Annotated in this window: 17 protein-coding genes; 10 read left to right on the top strand and 7 right to left on the bottom strand. The window is 70.8% G+C overall.

Translation table 11 applies throughout. The annotated features are described in order from the left end of the window. Window position 1: 1 nt before the first annotated feature. The gene (locus OHU89_RS08815; RefSeq protein ID WP_405641466.1) at window positions 2–679 is read right to left on the bottom strand and encodes a class I SAM-dependent methyltransferase; all 678 of its coding nucleotides are present in this window, start codon (window positions 677–679) and stop codon (window positions 2–4) included. 113 nt (window positions 680–792) lie between these two features. Between OHU89_RS08815 and pgm the strand changes: the two genes are divergently transcribed. Further along, window positions 793–2433, top strand: coding sequence for a phosphoglucomutase (alpha-D-glucose-1,6-bisphosphate-dependent) (pgm, locus tag OHU89_RS08810; RefSeq protein WP_405641464.1), 1641 nt, complete (start codon window positions 793–795; stop codon window positions 2431–2433). 26 nt (window positions 2434–2459) lie between these two features. On the opposite strand, the gene OHU89_RS08805 is transcribed toward pgm, so the two are convergent. Beyond that, complete coding sequence (locus OHU89_RS08805) at window positions 2460–2984, bottom strand: PadR family transcriptional regulator (protein ID WP_405641462.1); 525 nt, start codon at window positions 2982–2984, stop codon at window positions 2460–2462. Window positions 2985–3142: 158 nt separating this feature from the next. On the opposite strand from OHU89_RS08805, the gene OHU89_RS08800 reads away from it, so the two are divergent. Continuing rightward, on the top strand, window positions 3143–3898 hold the full coding sequence (locus OHU89_RS08800) for an alpha/beta fold hydrolase (protein WP_405641460.1): 756 nt from the start codon (window positions 3143–3145) through the stop codon (window positions 3896–3898). A 17-nt stretch (window positions 3899–3915) separates the two neighbouring features. Here OHU89_RS08800 and OHU89_RS08795 read toward each other — a convergent pair whose 3' ends face one another. Then, the gene (locus OHU89_RS08795; RefSeq protein ID WP_405641458.1) at window positions 3916–4515 is read right to left on the bottom strand and encodes a class I SAM-dependent methyltransferase; all 600 of its coding nucleotides are present in this window, start codon (window positions 4513–4515) and stop codon (window positions 3916–3918) included. Between the two features lie 152 nt (window positions 4516–4667). Between OHU89_RS08795 and OHU89_RS08790 the strand changes: the two genes are divergently transcribed. The 7 genes from OHU89_RS08790 (at window position 4668) to OHU89_RS08760 (ending at window position 11233) form a co-directional block, all read left to right on the top strand. Beyond that, on the top strand, window positions 4668–5441 hold the full coding sequence (locus tag OHU89_RS08790; RefSeq protein WP_365405696.1) for an MHYT domain-containing protein: 774 nt from the start codon (window positions 4668–4670) through the stop codon (window positions 5439–5441). A gap of 45 nt (window positions 5442–5486) precedes the next feature. Next, window positions 5487–8033 (top strand): nitrate- and nitrite sensing domain-containing protein, encoded by a 2547-nt coding sequence (locus OHU89_RS08785; RefSeq protein ID WP_405641456.1) that lies wholly within the window; start codon window positions 5487–5489, stop codon window positions 8031–8033. Beyond that, complete coding sequence (locus OHU89_RS08780) at window positions 8030–8464, top strand: roadblock/LC7 domain-containing protein (protein ID WP_405641455.1); 435 nt, start codon at window positions 8030–8032, stop codon at window positions 8462–8464. The genes OHU89_RS08785 and OHU89_RS08780 overlap by 4 nt, the downstream gene beginning before the upstream one ends. A gap of 23 nt (window positions 8465–8487) precedes the next feature. Continuing rightward, window positions 8488–8901 (top strand): DUF742 domain-containing protein, encoded by a 414-nt coding sequence (locus tag OHU89_RS08775; RefSeq protein WP_405641454.1) that lies wholly within the window; start codon window positions 8488–8490, stop codon window positions 8899–8901. 147 nt (window positions 8902–9048) lie between these two features. Beyond that, entirely contained in the window at window positions 9049–9654 is a 606-nt protein-coding gene (locus tag OHU89_RS08770) for an ATP/GTP-binding protein (RefSeq protein WP_266895684.1), read from the top strand. A 133-nt stretch (window positions 9655–9787) separates the two neighbouring features. Continuing rightward, entirely contained in the window at window positions 9788–10201 is a 414-nt protein-coding gene (locus OHU89_RS08765) for a roadblock/LC7 domain-containing protein (RefSeq protein WP_171139844.1), read from the top strand. Window positions 10202–10327: 126 nt separating this feature from the next. Further along, a complete protein-coding gene (locus tag OHU89_RS08760; protein ID WP_405641452.1) occupies window positions 10328–11233 on the top strand; it encodes a DUF6397 family protein in 906 nt (301 codons plus the stop codon). 22 nt (window positions 11234–11255) lie between these two features. On the opposite strand, the gene OHU89_RS08755 is transcribed toward OHU89_RS08760, so the two are convergent. After that, window positions 11256–12122, bottom strand: a complete 867-nt coding sequence (locus OHU89_RS08755) for an acyl-CoA thioesterase (RefSeq protein ID WP_405641450.1) — start codon at window positions 12120–12122, stop codon at window positions 11256–11258. Window positions 12123–12141: 19 nt separating this feature from the next. Continuing rightward, on the bottom strand, window positions 12142–14655 hold the full coding sequence (locus tag OHU89_RS08750; RefSeq protein WP_405641448.1) for a DEAD/DEAH box helicase: 2514 nt from the start codon (window positions 14653–14655) through the stop codon (window positions 12142–12144). A 145-nt stretch (window positions 14656–14800) separates the two neighbouring features. Between OHU89_RS08750 and OHU89_RS08745 the strand changes: the two genes are divergently transcribed. Beyond that, on the top strand, window positions 14801–15595 hold the full coding sequence (locus tag OHU89_RS08745; protein WP_266895694.1) for a metal-dependent hydrolase: 795 nt from the start codon (window positions 14801–14803) through the stop codon (window positions 15593–15595). A gap of 80 nt (window positions 15596–15675) precedes the next feature. Here the strand turns inward: OHU89_RS08745 and OHU89_RS08740 are convergent, their stop codons facing one another. Together OHU89_RS08740 and OHU89_RS08735 are read right to left on the bottom strand one after the other, a co-directional pair. Then, window positions 15676–15942, bottom strand: a complete 267-nt coding sequence (locus OHU89_RS08740) for a type B 50S ribosomal protein L31 (protein ID WP_405641446.1) — start codon at window positions 15940–15942, stop codon at window positions 15676–15678. A gap of 15 nt (window positions 15943–15957) precedes the next feature. Next, window positions 15958–16419, bottom strand: a complete 462-nt coding sequence (locus OHU89_RS08735) for a DUF5709 domain-containing protein (RefSeq protein WP_405641444.1) — start codon at window positions 16417–16419, stop codon at window positions 15958–15960. Window positions 16420–16573 lie beyond the last annotated feature (154 nt).

Genomic DNA, 16573 nt, shown 5'->3' with positions numbered 1-16573 from the left:
GTCAGAGTCCGGTCTCGTCGCGGCGGCAGTACAGGAAGAGATGGGGCTCGGGCTCTGCGCTGGGGTGGTCCGGGGTGAAGGTGAGGCTGTGCCGGGACAGCACCGTCAGCCCGGCCGTTTCCACCATGCCGATCACGTCGTCCTCGGCGAAGCTCGTCGCGCGGACCGGCCGGCCCATGAAGACCACCTCGAGGTCCTCCACGTCCGCGGGCACGGTGGCCAGCACCAGATGCCCACCGGGCCTCAGTGCCCGGGCCAGGCGTCGCATCAGGGCCGACTGCTGGGCGCGGGTCATCTGCAACAGGGAGAAGAACACGCACACGCCGTCCAACGAGTCCGCGTCGAGCGGGACATCCCGGATGTCGGCACTGCGGAACTCGGCCTCGGGGACCTGACGGGCGGCGAGTTCCACCATGACGGGGGAGACGTCGACGCCCAGCACCGAGTGTCCCGCCCCGACGAGCGCCGCCGCGGTGGGCCGCCCGGTGCCGCTGCCCACGTCCAGCGTCCGCGCGGCGGGCGGCAGCCGCTCGATCAGCCACTCCAGTGCGGACAGATGCGCGGGGGCATGGGCGAACGCCTTCTCGTAGTCGGCGCCCAGTGCGTCGAACAGCACGGCGGCGGGTGGCCGTTGGTCCTCGTGCGTCACGTCGGTGTCCCTTCGCTCGCCGACCCGCATCGTCGCATCCGTCGTACGCGTGCCACAACGGTCGCCCGGTGCGCGTCCCGGCATCCCGGACAGGGGAGAATGGGGCCGTACCCCACGGTCGACTCTTGCGGAGGAGCGGGCACATGCAGGACGCGCGAGCGGGACAGGTCGCCGGGCCCGAGGACCTCATCGATGTGGCCCGGCTGGTCACGGCGTACTACGCGCTGCACCCGGACCCGGCCGAGCCCGGGCAACGAGTGGCGTTCGGTACCTCCGGACATCGCGGCTCGTCGCTCGCGGCGGCCTTCAACGAGGACCACATCGCCGCCACCAGCCAGGCCATCTGCGAGTACCGCGCCGCCCAGCGCACCGACGGCCCGCTCTTCCTCGGCGCCGACACGCACGCCCTGTCCGAGCCCGCGCGGATCACGGCGCTGGAGGTGTTCGCCGCCAACGACGTGGCCGTCCTCATCGACCAGGCCGACGGCTACACACCCACCCCGGCGGTCTCGCACGCCATCCTCGCCCACAACCGGAACCGCGCCTCCGGCTTCGCCGACGGCGTGGTGGTCACCCCCTCGCACAACCCGCCCGCCGACGGCGGCTTCAAGTACAACCCGCCGAACGGTGGCCCCGCGGGTTCCGAGGCGACGTCCTGGATCCAGGACCGCGCCAACGAGATCATCACCGGCGGCCTGAAGGACGTACGGCGCATCCCCTACGCCCGTGCCCTGGCCGCGTCCGGCACCGGCCGTTACGACTTCCTCGGCACCTACGTGGCCGACCTGCCGAACGTGCTGGACCTGGACGCGATCCGGGCCGCCGGCGTGCGGATCGGCGCCGACCCGCTGGGCGGTGCCTCGGTCGCCTACTGGGGCCGGATCGCCGAACAGCACCGGCTCGACTTGACGGTCGTCAACCCGCTCACCGACCCCACCTGGCGCTTCATGACGCTGGACTGGGACGGCAAGATCCGCATGGACTGCTCCTCGCCGTACGCCATGGCCTCGCTCATCGAGCAGCGCGACCGGTTCGACATCGCCACCGGCAACGACGCCGACGCCGACCGGCACGGCATCGTCACGCCGGACGGGGGCCTGATGAACCCCAACCACTATCTGGCGGTGGCGATCTCGTATCTGTTCTCGCACCGCGACCAGTGGCCCGCGGGCGCCGGGATCGGCAAGACCCTGGTGTCGTCCAGCATGATCGACCGGGTCGCGGCGGACGTCGGCCGGCCGCTGGTCGAGGTCCCGGTCGGCTTCAAGTGGTTCGTGGACGGCCTCTCGGACGGCTCGCTCGGCTTCGGCGGCGAGGAGTCGGCGGGCGCGTCCTTCCTGCGCCGGGACGGCTCGGTGTGGACCACCGACAAGGACGGCATCATCCTGGCCCTGCTCGCCTCCGAGATCACGGCGGTCACGGGCCGGACCCCGTCGCAGCACTACGCCGGTCTCACGGACCGCTTCGGCGCCCCCGCCTACGCGCGCGTGGACGCCCCGGCCTCCCGCGAGGAGAAGGCGCTGCTCGCCAAGCTGTCGCCGCGCCAGGTCACGGCCGACACCCTCGCCGGCGAGCCGGTCACCACGGTGCTCACCGAGGCCCCCGGCAACGGCGCGGCCCTCGGCGGCATCAAGGTCGCCACCGCCAACGCCTGGTTCGCGGCTCGTCCTTCGGGCACGGAGGACGTCTACAAGATCTACGGGGAGTCCTTCCTCGGCGCGGACCATCTGCGCCAGGTCCAGAAGGAGGCCAGGTCCGTGGTGCTCGCGGCGCTGGGCGCGTGACGCGCACGACCGACGGCGAGGTGTCCTCAGCCGTCCAGTGAGGCGAGGGTGTCCCGCAGCCAGGTGAGTTCCGCCTGGGACGTGGCGCGCGCGATCGTCAGGATTCCGCGCCGGAAGGGATCGTCCAGCTCCTCGGCGCGCAGCGGCCGGTCACCCTCGTAGAAGAAGCTCGCGGGTTCCTCCAGGAACGCCAGCCTGCGCCGCAGTACGGCGGCCTGCGCCGCGGCGTCGTCCAGGTGCCGGAGGAACGCGAGCAGGGTGAACCAGCGGTTCTCGTCGGTGATGTCGCGGTGTACGGGCTCGGCGAGCCGGCGGCGCAGATCGCGGCGGCCGTCCTCGGTGAGCGTCAGGACGTGTCGTGGCGCGGCGACGGAACCGGGCTCCGTCGCGCGCTCCAGCAGCCCGGCCTTCTCCAGGCGCTTGATCGCCGGATAGAGGGTGCTCTCCGCGATGGGCTTCACGTGCCCGGTCAGCGCCGCGATGCGTTTGCGCAGCTCGTAGCCGTGCAGGGGGGCGTCGTACAGGAATCCGAGGATGGCGAGCTCCAGCATGCCCGCATTCTGCCGTACGTCCGGTGTACATCGCCCGATGAATACATCGCCTTCTGTATACCTCGTAACCGATGTATTGTCGGGGTGATGGTTCGCAAGGGCGGCTCGCGAGGACGCCGCCAGGGACGCCACCAAGGGCGCCGCTCAGGGAGGACGCGATGAAGCAGGCCGAGTTCGACGGCAAGGGAAGCTGCATCCGTTGGACGGAGGTGTCCGGCGCGGAACCCACGCGCGTGTACGTGCACGGACTGGGGTCGGTCTCGTCGGTGTACCACGCCCATATCGCGGCCCGGCCCGAACTCGCGGGCAACCGAAGCCTGTTCGTGGACCTGCCCGGACACGGCATCAGCGACCGGCCCGAGCACTTCGGTTACACACTCGACGACCACGCCGGCGCGCTGGCGGCGGCACTGGACGCGGCGGGTGTCACGGGTGCCGAGCTCATCGCGCACAGCATGGGCGGCGCCGTCGCCCTGGTGCTCGCCCACCGGCGTCCCGAACTGGTCTCCCGCCTGGTACTCACGGAGGCCAACCTGGACGCGTTCCCACCGCCCGCCGCGGGCAGCAGCGGCATCGCCTCCCACGAGGAGGAGGCCTTCGTCGACGGTGCCTACGCGCGCGTGCTGGAACAGGTCGGACCCCTGTGGGCGGCGACCATGCGACTGGCCGACCCGCGCGCTCTGCATCGGACGGCCGTCGGGCTGCGGCGCGGATCCGACCCTGTCATGCGCACCATCCTCGAAGATCTCAGCGTGGAGCGCGTGTACCTGCAGGGCGAGTTGAGCGGTGAACTCGAGGGCAGGGGTGACCTGGAGGCCGCGGGGGTGCGCGTGGTGACCGTGCCCGATGCCGGTCACAACGTCATGTTCGACAATCCCGACGCCTTCGTGGCGGAGGTCGCCGGGCGGCGCTGAAGGGGCGGTGCCGCGGGTCAGCCGTCCCGCACGGCCAGCGCCAGGAACCGGGTGTCCTCGTCGGCGTACGACGTCAGACGCCACCCGGAACCGGCCAGCAGAGGCCGGAGGTTGGGTTCGCCACGCAGGTCGTCCGGCGTGATCTGCCGACCCTGTCGTGCCGCGAGCGCCGCCCTGCCGATCGGGTGGAAGAGCGCCAGCGTGCCGCCCGGACGCACCACACGCGCCAACTCCCGCAGGTTCTCGGCCGGATCGGGCAGATGGGAGATCAGTCCCGCCCCGAACACCGCGTCGAGCGACTCCGCACGCAGCGGCAGCGCGGCCACGTCGGCCAGCAGCAACTGCCCGTCCCGGTCCCGTCCGGCCCGTACGGCGGCCTGGAGCATGGCCGGGGTCAGATCGGCCCCGAGGACCACTCCCGAGGGTCCCACGGCCGCACGCAGGGGCGGCAGGGCGCGCCCGGTGCCGCAGCCGGCGTCGAGCACGCGATCCCCCTCGCGCAGCCCGAGGTCGGCGACCGCGGCGGCGTAGGCGGGACCGTCGTCGGGAAAACGGGTGTCCCAGTCGGCGGCTCGGGCGCCGAAGAACTCCTGGACATGTGTGTGGTCGTCGCTCATGTTCCGCATGATCTCTCACCGACAAGGATGATGCTCCTGCGCACACGTTCGAGCGCGCCGCGATCGTTCAGGTGCATCTCTGCGTCATATTCCAACACCTTTCGAACTGCGCCCCCTTTGTGCGCCCATGCCCCGACTAGCGTCCCGGAGCCATGGGACACCTGGACCACGCCGCACTCGGCTGGCTGACCCCCGTGCTGTCGTACGTGATGGCCTGCATCGGCGCCGCCCTCGGGCTGCGCTGCACCGTCCGCGCGCTCGGCGCCACGGGGCGTTCACGCCGCAACTGGCTCATCACCGCCGCCTCCGCGATCGGAACCGGCATCTGGACCATGCACTTCGTGGCCATGCTCGGCTTCAGCGTCAGCGGCACCGACATCCGTTACGACGTGCCGCTCACCATCGTGAGCCTGCTCGTCGCCATGATCGTCGTCTGTGCCGGCGTCTTCGCCGTCGGCTACAGCAAGGACCGTGGGCGGGCGCTCTTCCTGGGCGGGCTCACCACCGGACTCGGCGTGGCGAGCATGCACTACCTGGGTATGGCCGCCGTCCGTCTGCACGGCGACGTGAAGTACGACCCGGCCCTCGTCGGACTGTCCGTGCTGATCGCCGTCGTCGCCGCGACGGCCGCCCTGTGGGCCGCGCTCAACATCAAGTCGCCCGTCGCCGTCACCGTCGCCTCGCTCATCATGGGAGCCGCGGTGAGCAGCATGCACTACACCGGGATGTTCTCGGTGAGCGTGCACGTCAGCCCCTCCGACGCGGCCCTGCCCGGGGCCACCGCGATGCAGTTCATCTTCCCCCTCGCCGTCGGCCTCGGGTCCTATCTCTTCCTGACCTCCGCCTTCGTCGCGCTGTCGCCGACGTCGGGGGAGCGCGAGGCGTCCGCCTCGGCTCAGCGGCCGGTCGAGAGCGTCGCCCGCTGACGGGCCGCCGGGCCCGCCCACCGACCACTTCCGAGGCAGGAGGCCATGCGTACATCCCGTAGGACCCCCACGAACGGCGCCGAGGCGTCGGCACAGTCCCCCGCCCGCGGCCGCCGCGCCCACGCCGGACCACCGGCCGACGAACGCCTGGACGATCCGGTGGGCGCCGTACCGGACGAGATGCCCACGCGCGCGGGACGGTGGCTGATACGCCCGCGCACCGTGCGCGCCAAGATCGTCTGCCTGCTGATGGTGCCGGTCGTCTCGCTGCTGGCTCTGTGGGCGTACGCCACCGTCACCACCGCCCAGGACGTCTCCCGGCTGCGGCAGTTGCAGCGGGTGGACGCCGAGATCCGGTCCCCGGTCGCGGTCGCCGTCGCGGCCCTCCAGGCGGAACGTGCGGCCGCGGTGCGCTATGCGATCGCCCCGACCGGCGGCCGCGGCGCAGACCTCAAGGCCCTTGCGGAACGCACGGACAAAGCCCTGGACAAGCTCCGGCTCGGCGACGACAACACCGTCGCCGACGGCGAGGAACTGCCCGCCGGAGTGGCCCAGCGCCTCGAGACCTTCGTGACCGGCGGTGAGCAACTGCGCTCCGTGCGGGCCGCGGTGCTCGACCGCCGCGCCGGCTGGGACGAGACGTACGGGCGCTATACACGGACCATCGCCACGGCCTTCGGCGTGGGCGGCGCCCTCACCGGCATCCAGGACGCCGAACTGGGCTCCGACGCGCGCGTGCTGCTCGAGTTCTCCCGCGCGGGAGAGGCGTTGGCCCAGGAGGACGTCCTGCTGACCGGCGCACGTCTCGCCGGGCGCATCGACGGCGAGCGGCTGAGGCTGTTCACCGGCGCCGTCGCAACCCGCCGAACCCTCACCGAATCCGCCGTCGCCGACCTGCGCGGCCCCGAACGCGCCGTCTGGCAGGACCTCGCCGACGGCAGCGACTACGCGGCCGTGGGCACCGTCGAGGACAAGGTCCTCGCGAGCCGCGCGGGCGCGTCGGCGATCGCCGCGGCGCCCGAGGCCACCTGGAACAAGGCACACGCGCGCGTGCAGGACGGGATGCGGACCATCGAGGAGGACGCCGGACGCGGCGTCGCGGACCAGGCGGACCCGTTCACCCGCGGTCTGCTCACCCCGGCCGGTGCCGCCGTCCTGTTCGGCCTCGCCGCCGTCGTCGCGTCGCTGGTCATCTCCGTACGCATCGGACGCGGCCTGGTCATCGAGCTGGAGGGCCTGCGCAACCTCGCCCTGGAGATCGCGCGGCGCAAACTCCCCGAGGCGATGCGGAAGTTGCGCGCCGGAGAGGAGATCGACGTCCAGGCCGAGGCACCGCCCGGACCGCCCTCGGAGGATGAGACGGGGCAGGTCGCCGAGGCCCTGGGTACCGTGCACCGCGCCGCGCTGAGGGCCGCCGTGGAACGCGCCGAACTCGCCAGCGGCATCTCCGGCGTGTTCGTCAACCTCGCCCGCCGCAGCCAGGTCCTCGTGCATCGCCAACTGAGCCTGCTGGACAACATGGAACGCCGCTCCGACGATCCCAACGAGCTGAGCGACCTCTTCCGGCTCGACCACCTCACCACCCGTATGCGGCGCCACGCTGAGAGCCTGATCATCCTCTCCGGAGCGGCACCCGGCCGGGCCTGGCGCATGCCGGTCTCCCTGACCAACGTGGTGCGCGCGGCCGTCTCCGAAGTGGAGGACTACGCGCGCGTGGAGGTACGACAGCTCCCCGAGGCTTCCGTCATCGGCGGGGCCGTCGCCGACGTCACCCATCTCCTGGCCGAGATCGTCGAGAACGCCGCGCAGTTCTCGCCCCCGCACACGCGCGTGCGCATCACCGGCGAACCGGTGGGCAACGGCTACGCGGTCGAGGTCGAGGACCGGGGGCTGGGCATGGGCAAGGAGTCCCTCGCCGAGGCCAACCACCGTATCGAGCAGTCCGAGGCGCTCGACCTGTTCGACAGCGACCGGCTCGGACTCTTCGTGGTCAGCAGGCTCGCGGCCCGGCACGGCATCAAGGTCCACCTGCGCACCTCGCCCTACGGCGGCACCACGGCCGTCGTCCTCCTGCCCACCGCCCTGCTGCACAGCGGTTCGGAGGAACGTTCCCCCCGCAAGGCCGTGGACCAGGAACACGTGTACGCGCGCGTGCCCGGCGCGGCCAGGCCGCAGGAGTCCGTGCACGCCTCGGCCGACCGTCCGGCACTGGTGGCCCCCGCACCGGTCGCCGCGGAGGCCAGGGCGGAGGTCGCGGCGTCGGCGAGGGCGGAGTCCGGGTCCGACAGCCCACCTCCCGGAGTCACCACCTTGCGACTGCACCGTCCCCCGGACGACTCCGAAGCATCGGACGACCTCCCGCGTCGCGTCCGGCAGGCGAACCTCGCCCCTCAGCTGCGCGAACCACGTACGGAGGAACGGGAACCACACTCCGACCCACGGGATGAGGACCGGCGCACCCCCGAACTCGTACGGGACCGGATGGCGGCCTACCGCGACGGCTGGGCACGCGGCGGCGGCCGCCGGCCCGGCCGCGGCGCCACCCCGGATTCCGCCGCGGTCAGCGACAGCAGCGAAGGAGACCCCGCATGATCCAGGACCCCAGCATGAGGGCCGCCCAACGGTCCGGTGAACTCGACTGGCTGCTGGACGACTTGGTGCTGCGCGTCAGCGCGGTACGGCACGCCGTGGTGCTGTCCAACGACGGTCTGGCCGTGGGGGCGTCGACCGATCTGCGCCGTGAGGACGCCGAGCACCTGGCCGCGGTGGCCTCCGGTTTCCACAGCCTGGCCAAGGGTGCCGGCCGCCACTTCGGGGCGGGCGGAGTGCGCCAGACCATGGTCGAGATGGACGACGGCTTCCTGTTCGTGGCCGCCGCCGGTGACGGCTCCTGCCTCGCCCTGCTCACCGCCGTGACCGCCGACATAGGCCTGGTGGCCTACGAGATGGCACGGCTCGTCAAGCGGGTCGGCGAGCACCTGTACACGGCGCCGCGCGTCGCCGCGCGGCCTCCCGCCGGATGAGACGAGAAGGGCGGTCCACGCTCATGACGGAGGACATGACGGACGTCCCGCGGGAGCAGGGCAGTCAGTGGTACGACGGTGAGGCGGGGCCTCTCGTCCGCCCGTACGCCATGACGGGCGGACGCACCAAACCCGGCCCCACCGGGGTGCGTTTCGACCTCATCGCCCTGGTCACGCTGGACGCTGCCGCGCCCGGGGTCGACGACGACACCGCGCTCGGACCGGAGCACCGGGCCCTGATCGAACTGTGCCGTATCGAGACCCAGTCGGTCGCCGAACTCGCCGCGGACGCCGACCTGCCCGTCGGCGTGGTCAGGGTGCTGCTCGGCGACCTCCTGGAACTCGGCTGCGTCACCGTCAGCCGCCCCGTACCGCCCGCGCAGCTTCCTGACGAACGGATTCTGCGCGAGGTGATCGAAGGACTGCGGGCACTGTAGATGAAACTTCGTAAGCGAACGCGCGCGAACCGGCCGCATCGGTCAAATAGCGGTGTAACCCCTCGAAGGGGTACCGCAGTTGTCATCATGCTGACTTCGCACACCTGCACCGTCGGCCGTTACCGGTACTCCCGAGAGAAGTGATCAATGGTCTCCGAGACTTCCGATGCCCAGGGCGGCGAGTCGACCGCGCTGGCGTTGAAGATACTGGTCGCCGGTGGATTCGGCGTGGGCAAGACCACCCTGGTGGGCGCGGTCAGTGAGATCAGGCCACTGCGCACCGAGGAACTCCTCAGCGAGGCCGGTCAGTTGGTCGACGACACCGGCGGCGTGGACCAGAAGGTCACGACCACGGTCGCCATGGACTTCGGCCGCATCACCATCCGCTCCGGTCTCTCCCTCTACCTCTTCGGCACCCCCGGACAGGACCGCTTCTGGTTCCTGTGGGACGAGTTGTCACAAGGCGCCCTGGGCGCCGTGGTCCTCGCGGACACTCGGCGCCTGGAGGACTGCTTCCCGGCGGTCGACTACTTCGAGCACCGGCACATCCCGTTCGTCGTGGCCGTCAACTGCTTCACGGGCGCCCGCACTTACGGCGCCGCCGACGTCTGCCGCGCCCTCGACCTCGACCGCGGCACTCCCGTGGTGCTCTGCGACGCCCGGGACCGTGACTCCGGCAAGGAAGTGCTGATCCGGCTCGTCGAGTACGCGGGACGGATGCACACCGCCCGACTGCTCGACTCCGTGGGATGACCCCGGTAACCGTGCAAAGGTTCGGCCATCTTCCGCGGCTTGGCCCGTCCTCCTTGCCGAGGCACTGGCCGTCGGGAAGGGTGGCCAGGAGATCCTCCGGCCAGGGGGAGACGTCACACGGGGAGACGGAATCATGGCGCAGAACCAGGGGCTCGGCTGGTTGCTGGACGACTTGACGGAGCGTGTCGACCACGTACGGCACGCACTGGTCCTGTCCAACGACGGGCTGGTGGCGGGTGCGAGCACGGGGCTGCGCCGCGAGGACGCGGAGCACCTCGCCGCCGTCGCGTCCGGACTGCACAGCCTGGCCAAGGGGTCCGGACGCCACTTCGGCGCCGGCAGAGTGCGCCAGACGATGGTCGAGTTCGACGACGCGGTGCTGTTCGTCACCGCGGCGGGGACCGGCAGCTGTCTGTGTGTGCTCAGTGGCGCGGAGGCCGACATCGGGCAGATCGCCTACGAGATGACACTGCTCGTCAATCGCGTGGGCGAGCACCTCGGCGTGGATGTCCGCCGACCCGAACAGAGCTCGGCCATGGACCTCTGACCTGCTCCTTCTTCCTCCCCCGCGGAGTTATCCACAGGCTCACCAGGAGATCCGCCGGACCGGTTACGGTTTTTTCACGGCGAGCGCACACAGCGTGAGCGACCGACTCCACGGGGGAGTACGACCATGTCAGGCAGCACCGTCACCGCAACCCACCAGCTCTCCTGCGCGCCGAGCCGCGCGGCACGGGAACTGGGGCTCAAACGAAGCGAGTTCGACCTCGCCGTCCACCTCGGCCACATCTGGACCGTCCCCGACGAAGGCGGTGGAGGCCGCCGCGTCACCCGCTCCGAGATCGACCGGTTGCGCACGGAGGACGGCTTTCCCGAAGTGCTGCAGGAACGTGTGCGGGTCGTGGGCACCACCGAGGGCGCGGCCGTCATGGATGTGCCCGTCAGCAGGTTCACGCGCCTGGCGCGATTGGGAGTGGTGGCGCCGGTGCGCTTCTACCTCAACCGGTACCGGGCGGTGGTCTGGCTGTATCTGGCCGAGGAACTCCGGCTGTTCGCGGCCGACGAGGAGAACTCCCCACTGCTGAACGCCCGTCGCACGCCCGAGGGGATGCGTGACCTGCTGGACGCGGGGCTGGACCTGAGGGCGCGCAACTGGCGCGGGCGTCACCGGGAGTTCCTGCTGCGAGTGGCCGACGGCCCATGGGAGAGCGCCGGGGCCCTGGCCGCGTTCCTCGACCCCGTCCAGATCTCGGAGATCGTCCCGGACCCCTATGAACGCTCGCATCTCATGCGCTTCCGGCCGGGCCCGCCGACCCAGGGCGCGCAGGGTTCCCCCGCCGCCTACCTCGCCGAGAGGATCATGACGGCGGACGACCCGGACGAGATCAGCCGGCTGAGGGCCGATCTGACCCGGACGCTGGAGGACGCCCGCAGGCTCCGGCCCGCGCCACGACCCGCTGCGAAGCAAGCGCCTCCCGAGCCGGAGCAGAGGTCCACCGCCTGCGAGCAGCCGTCCGCCGCCCTCCCCGAGCAGCCGTCCCGTGGCCTGCTCGGCTGGCTGCGTCGCAGAAGCGCGTGATCCGCCGCAGAGGCCGAGTGACCTACAGCGCCCGGAACAGCCCTTCCTGGACGACGGACACCAACAGCCGCCCCTCCGCGTCGTAGATCCGCCCGCGGGCCAGCCCCCGGCCGCCCGTCGCGACGGGCGACTCCTGGTCGTACAGGAACCACTCGTCCGCGCGGAACGGCCGATGGAACCACATGGCGTGGTCCAGCGACGCGATGTCGAAGCTCCGCGGGCCCCACAGAGGTTCGACCGGGATACGGACGGCGTCCAGGAGGGTCATGTCACTGGCGTAGGTCAGCGCGCAGGTGTGCACGACCGGATCGTCGCCGAGCGGCCCGACCGCGCGCATCCACACCGCGCTGCGCGGCTCGGCGTCCTTGACCTCCTCGGACGTCCAGCGCAGCCGGTCCACATAGCGGATGTCGAAGGGCTGGCGGCGCGCCATCCGCTCCAACTGTTCGGGCAGCGTGCCCAGATGCTCCCGGATCTCGTCCGTGACCGACGGCAGCGACTCCGGGTCCGGGACCTTGCGGGCCGGCGGCAGCTGGTGCTCGAAGGAACCTTCCTCAGGCTTGTGAAAGGAGGCGGTGAGATTGAAGATTGTGCGGCCCTGCTGCACCGCGGTGACCCGGCGGGTCGTGAACGACCTGCCGTCCCGCACCCGTTCGACCTGGTACACGATCGGCACACCCGGCCGGCCAGGGCGCAGGAAGTACGCGTGCAGCGAGTGCACCGGTCGGTCGCCCTCGGTGGTGCGGTTGGCGGCGACCAGTGCCTGGCCCGCCACCTGGCCGCCGAAGACCCGCTGGAGGGACTCGTTCGGGCTCAGGCCGCGGAAGATGTTGACCTCGATCTGCTCCAGGTCGAGCAGGTCGACCAGCTTTTCGGCCGGGTTCGTCATGGGTGGGATTCTCCTGTGCTCACAGCTGACCGACATCGGAGACGCGGATGACCGCGCGGCCCTCCGCGTCGGAGGCCGTCAGATCGACCTCCGCGCTGATGCCCCAGTCATGATCGTCGTTCGGGTCGTCGAAGATCTGGCGGACCCGCCACAGACGGTTCTCCGGCTCCTCCTCGATCAGGAGCAGCTTGGGGCCGCGGGCGTCGGGACCGGTGCCGAGGTCCTCGTACTCGTCCCAGTACTTGTCCATCGCCTCACCCCAGGCGTCTGCGTCCCAGCCGGCCTCGGCGTCCAGCTCGCCCAGCTCCTCGACGTGGTCCAGGGCGGCGAGCTCGACACGGCGGAACATGGCGTTGCGGACGAGGACCCGGAAGGCGCGCGCGTTGGTGGTGACCGGCTTGACCTCGTCGGCCTTCTCCTGGGCCTCCTCGGCGGTCATCTCCTCCGGGTTGGCGAGCTGCTCCCACTCGTCCAGCAGACTGGAGTCGACCTGGCGCACCATCTCGCCGAGCCACTCGATGAGGTCCTGGAGGTCCTCCGACTTGAGGTCGTCCGGGATGTTGTGGTCGAGCGTCTTGTAGGCACTGGCGAGGTACCGCAGGACAATGCCCTCGGTGCGGGCGAGCTCGTAGAAGGACACCAACTCCGTGAAGGACATGGCCCGTTCGTACATGTCCCGGATGACGGACTTCGGGGAGAGCGGATGGTCGCCGACCCAGGGGTGGCTCTTGCGGTACGTGTCGTACGCGTGGAAGAGCAGCTCCTCCAGAGGCTTCGGGTAGCTGATGTCCTGGAGGCGCTCCATGCGCTCCTCGTACTCGATGCCGTCCGCCTTCATCGCGGCCACGGCCTCGCCCTTCGCCTTGTTCAGCTGGGCGACGAGGATCTGGCGCGGATCGTCCAGCGTCGACTCGACGACGGAGACCATGTCCAGCGCGTAGGACGGCGATTCGGGGTCGAGGAGTTCGAACGCGGCGAGCGCGAAGGTGGACAGCGGCTGGTTGAGCGCGAAGTCCTGCTGGAGGTCCACGGTGAGGCGGACGATGCGGCCGCTGGCGTCCGGCTCGTCGAGCTTCTCGACGATGCCGCCGTCCAGCAGCGAGCGGTAGATCGCGATCGCCCGCCGGATGTGCTTCAGCTGCTGCTTGCGCGGCTCGTGGTTGTCCTCCAACAGGTGCCGCATCGCATCGAAGGCGTTGCCGGGACGGGCGATCACCGACAGCAGCATCGTGTGCGTGACCCGGAAGCGGGACGTCAGCGGCTCGGGGTCGGAGGTGATGAGCTTGTCGAAGGTGTTCTCCGTCCAGGCGACGAAGCCCTCCGGAGCCTTCTTGCGGACCACCTTGCGGCGCTTCTTCGGGTCGTCGCCCGCCTTGGCGAGCGCCTTCTCGTTCTCGACGACGTGCTCGGGCGCCTGTGCGACGACGAAGCCCGCCGTGTCGAAGCCGGCCCGCCCGGCACGTCCGGCGATCTGGTGGAACTCACGGTTGCGCAGGGTGCGGACGCGGTTTCCGTCGTACTTGGTGAGAGCCGTGAACAGCACCGTGCGAATGGGGACGTTGACGCCCACGCCGAGCGTGTCCGTACCGCAGATGACCTTCAGCAGACCGGCCTGAGCGAGCTTCTCCACCAGACGCCGGTACTTGGGCAGCATGCCGGCGTGGTGGACGCCGATGCCGTGCCGCACGTAACGGGAGAGGTTGCGGCCGAACTTGGTGGTGAAGCGGAAGTTGCCGATCAGGTCGGCGATCTGCTCCTTCTCCTCCTTCGAGCACATGTTGATGCTCATCAGCGCCTGCGCCCGCTCCACGGCCTGCGCCTGCGTGAAGTGCACGATGTAGACCGGCGCCTGCCTGGTCTGGAGGAGCTCGGTCAGGGTCTCGGTGAGCGGGGTGAACTTGTACTCGTAGGACAGCGGCACCGGACGGGTCGCCGAGCGGACCACCGCCGTGGGGCGGCCGGTGCGCCGGGTGAGGTCCTCCTCGAACATCGAGACATTGCCGAGCGTGGCCGACATCAGGATGAACTGCGCCTGGGGCAGCTCCAGGATGGGGATCTGCCAGGCCCAGCCGCGGTCCCCCTCCGCGTAGAAGTGGAACTCGTCCATGACGACCTGGCCGACGTCCGCCTGCTTACCGTCGCGCAGCGCGATCGAGGCGAGCACCTCGGCGGTGCAGCAGATGACGGGGGCGTCGGCGTTGACGGACGCGTCGCCGGTCAGCATGCCGACGTTCTCGGTGCCGAAGATCTTGCACAGCTCGAAGAACTTCTCCGAGACCAGCGCCTTGATCGGCGCGGTGTAGAAGGTGACCTCGTCCCGGGCCAGCGCGGCGAAGTGCGCGGCCGCCGCGATCATGCTCTTGCCGGAGCCGGTGGGCGTCGACACGATCACGTTCGCACCCGAGACCACCTCGATCAGCGCCTCCTCCTGATGGGGGTAGAGCGTGAGCCCGCGCTCCCCGGCCCACGACTCGAAGGCTTCGTAGAGGGCGTCGGGGTCTGCGGTCTGCGGCAGCTGATCGATGAGGGTCACCCACCCATCTTGCCTGCCCTTCTGCCCCATAGGGGAATCGGATGCGGCGGCGAAGATCACGAGCAGTACGCTGTGTCGCCGACAGAGCGTCAGCACGGCCGTTCAACTGGACAGCGGCACAAGAGGAATGGGGCGGGCAACGGCGATGATGGGACCAGCACACTCACTGTCGGGGGCTGCCGCCTGGCTGGGCGTCGGAGCCGCGGCCGCCGCGGCGGGCCACACGATGCCCTGGCCGGTCCTGCTGGCCGGCGCCCTGATCTGCGCGGGGGCGGCGCTCGCCCCCGACCTCGACCACAAGGCGGCCACCATCTCGCGGGCCTTCGGCCCGATCTCACGGGGCCTGTGCGAGATCGTCGACAAGCTCTCGTACGCCGTCTACAAGGCGACGAAGAAGCAGGGCGACTCCCGTCGCTCCGGCGGCCACCGCACCCTCACCCACACCTGGCTGTGGGCCGTGCTGATCGGTGCGGGCGCCTCGGTCGCGGCGATCACGGGCGGGCGCTGGGCGGTCCTCGCACTGCTCTTCGTGCACATGGTGCTGGCCATCGAGGGTCTGCTGTGGCGGGCGACCCGCGGCTCCAGCGCCGACATCCTGGTCTGGCTGCTCGCCGCGACCAGCTCGTGGATCCTCGCCGGTGTCCTGGACAAGCCGGGCAACGGCTCGGACTGGCTGTTCACGGCGCCGGGCCAGGAGTACCTGTGGCTGGGCCTGCCCGTCCTGCTGGGCGCGCTGGTCCACGACATCGGGGACGCGCTGACGGTCTCCGGCTGCCCGATCCTGTGGCCGATCCCGGTGGGCCGCAAGCGCTGGTACCCGATCGGGCCGCCCAAGGCCCTGCGGTTCCGGGCGGGCAGCTGGGTCGAGCTGAAGGTGCTGATGCCGGCGTTCATGCTGCTCGGCGGGGTGGGCTGCGCGGCGGCGCTGAACTTCATCTGAGGAAGGCGCCGGGAGCAGATGACCGAGGCGGCTTCGAGGGGCGCTCGCCCCGTACCGCCCCGGCCCGTCTCGGCCGACGCTCACCCCTCGGCGTTCTGCCCCGTCCCACCGCCGTACCGTCGCTCGAACTGCGCGACCCGTCCCTCCGAGTCCACCGCCCGGGCCTTGCCGGTGTAGAAGGGGTGGCTCTCCGAGGAGATCTCCACGTCCACGACGGGGTAGGTCTCGCCGTCGTCCCACTCGATGGTCCGGTCGCTCGTGGCGGTGGACCGGGTCAGGAAGGCGTAACCGGCGGCGCGGTCGCGGAAGACGACCTCGCGGTAGTCGGGGTGCTTGTCCTGCTGCATGTGTGCTCCTCGGGGTCAGCCGGACAGGGCGTCCTCGTCGACGATGTGCATCGCGGCCTCCTCGGCCGACGCCGCCGCACCGTCGATGCCCACATCCGTGGCGATCAGACCGCTCTCGTCGTCCTCATGGGCGCCCTCGTCGGGGGCCACGAGCCGGCCGGAGCGGCGGGCGCCGACCTCGTTGTCCAGGAGTTCGCCGTCGCTGCCGTCGCAGTCGCCGAGGCCGTCACCGTCGGGTACGGGGGTCTCCGGCAGCTCCTCGGCGAGCCGCTGGTCCAGGGTCTCGCGTTCGGCCGCCGTCACACCGGTGTGCTCGACCGCCCAGGGACGCTCCGGAGGAGACCAGCCCCGGTCGAGGGGGTCGCCGACACCGTCGTCGTCGAGGGTGTCCTCCGCGTCCAGCAGGCCCGCGTCGTCCCGGACCTCGGACCCGTCGGGCTGGTAGACGTCGTCTCCCCATCCGTCGGCGCTGTTCACGGATACCTCCAGGTGGTGGGGCCGGGCCCGTGGCCACCGCGGCCGTCCGCGGTGCGGGCACAGGCTGCGTCCGGCGCGAAACGCGTGGTTTCCGGACGCTCCCCGAACCGGTGCCGCTCTCCAGCCTTCCACCCCTTTTCACCCCGGCGCAACG

This window comes from Streptomyces sp. NBC_00019 (assembly GCF_045041015.1).
Classification (GTDB): Bacteria; Actinomycetota; Actinomycetes; order Streptomycetales; family Streptomycetaceae; genus Streptomyces.
Note: the sequence above shows the minus strand (reverse complement) of the source record. Positions and strands in the feature narration are given on the sequence as shown.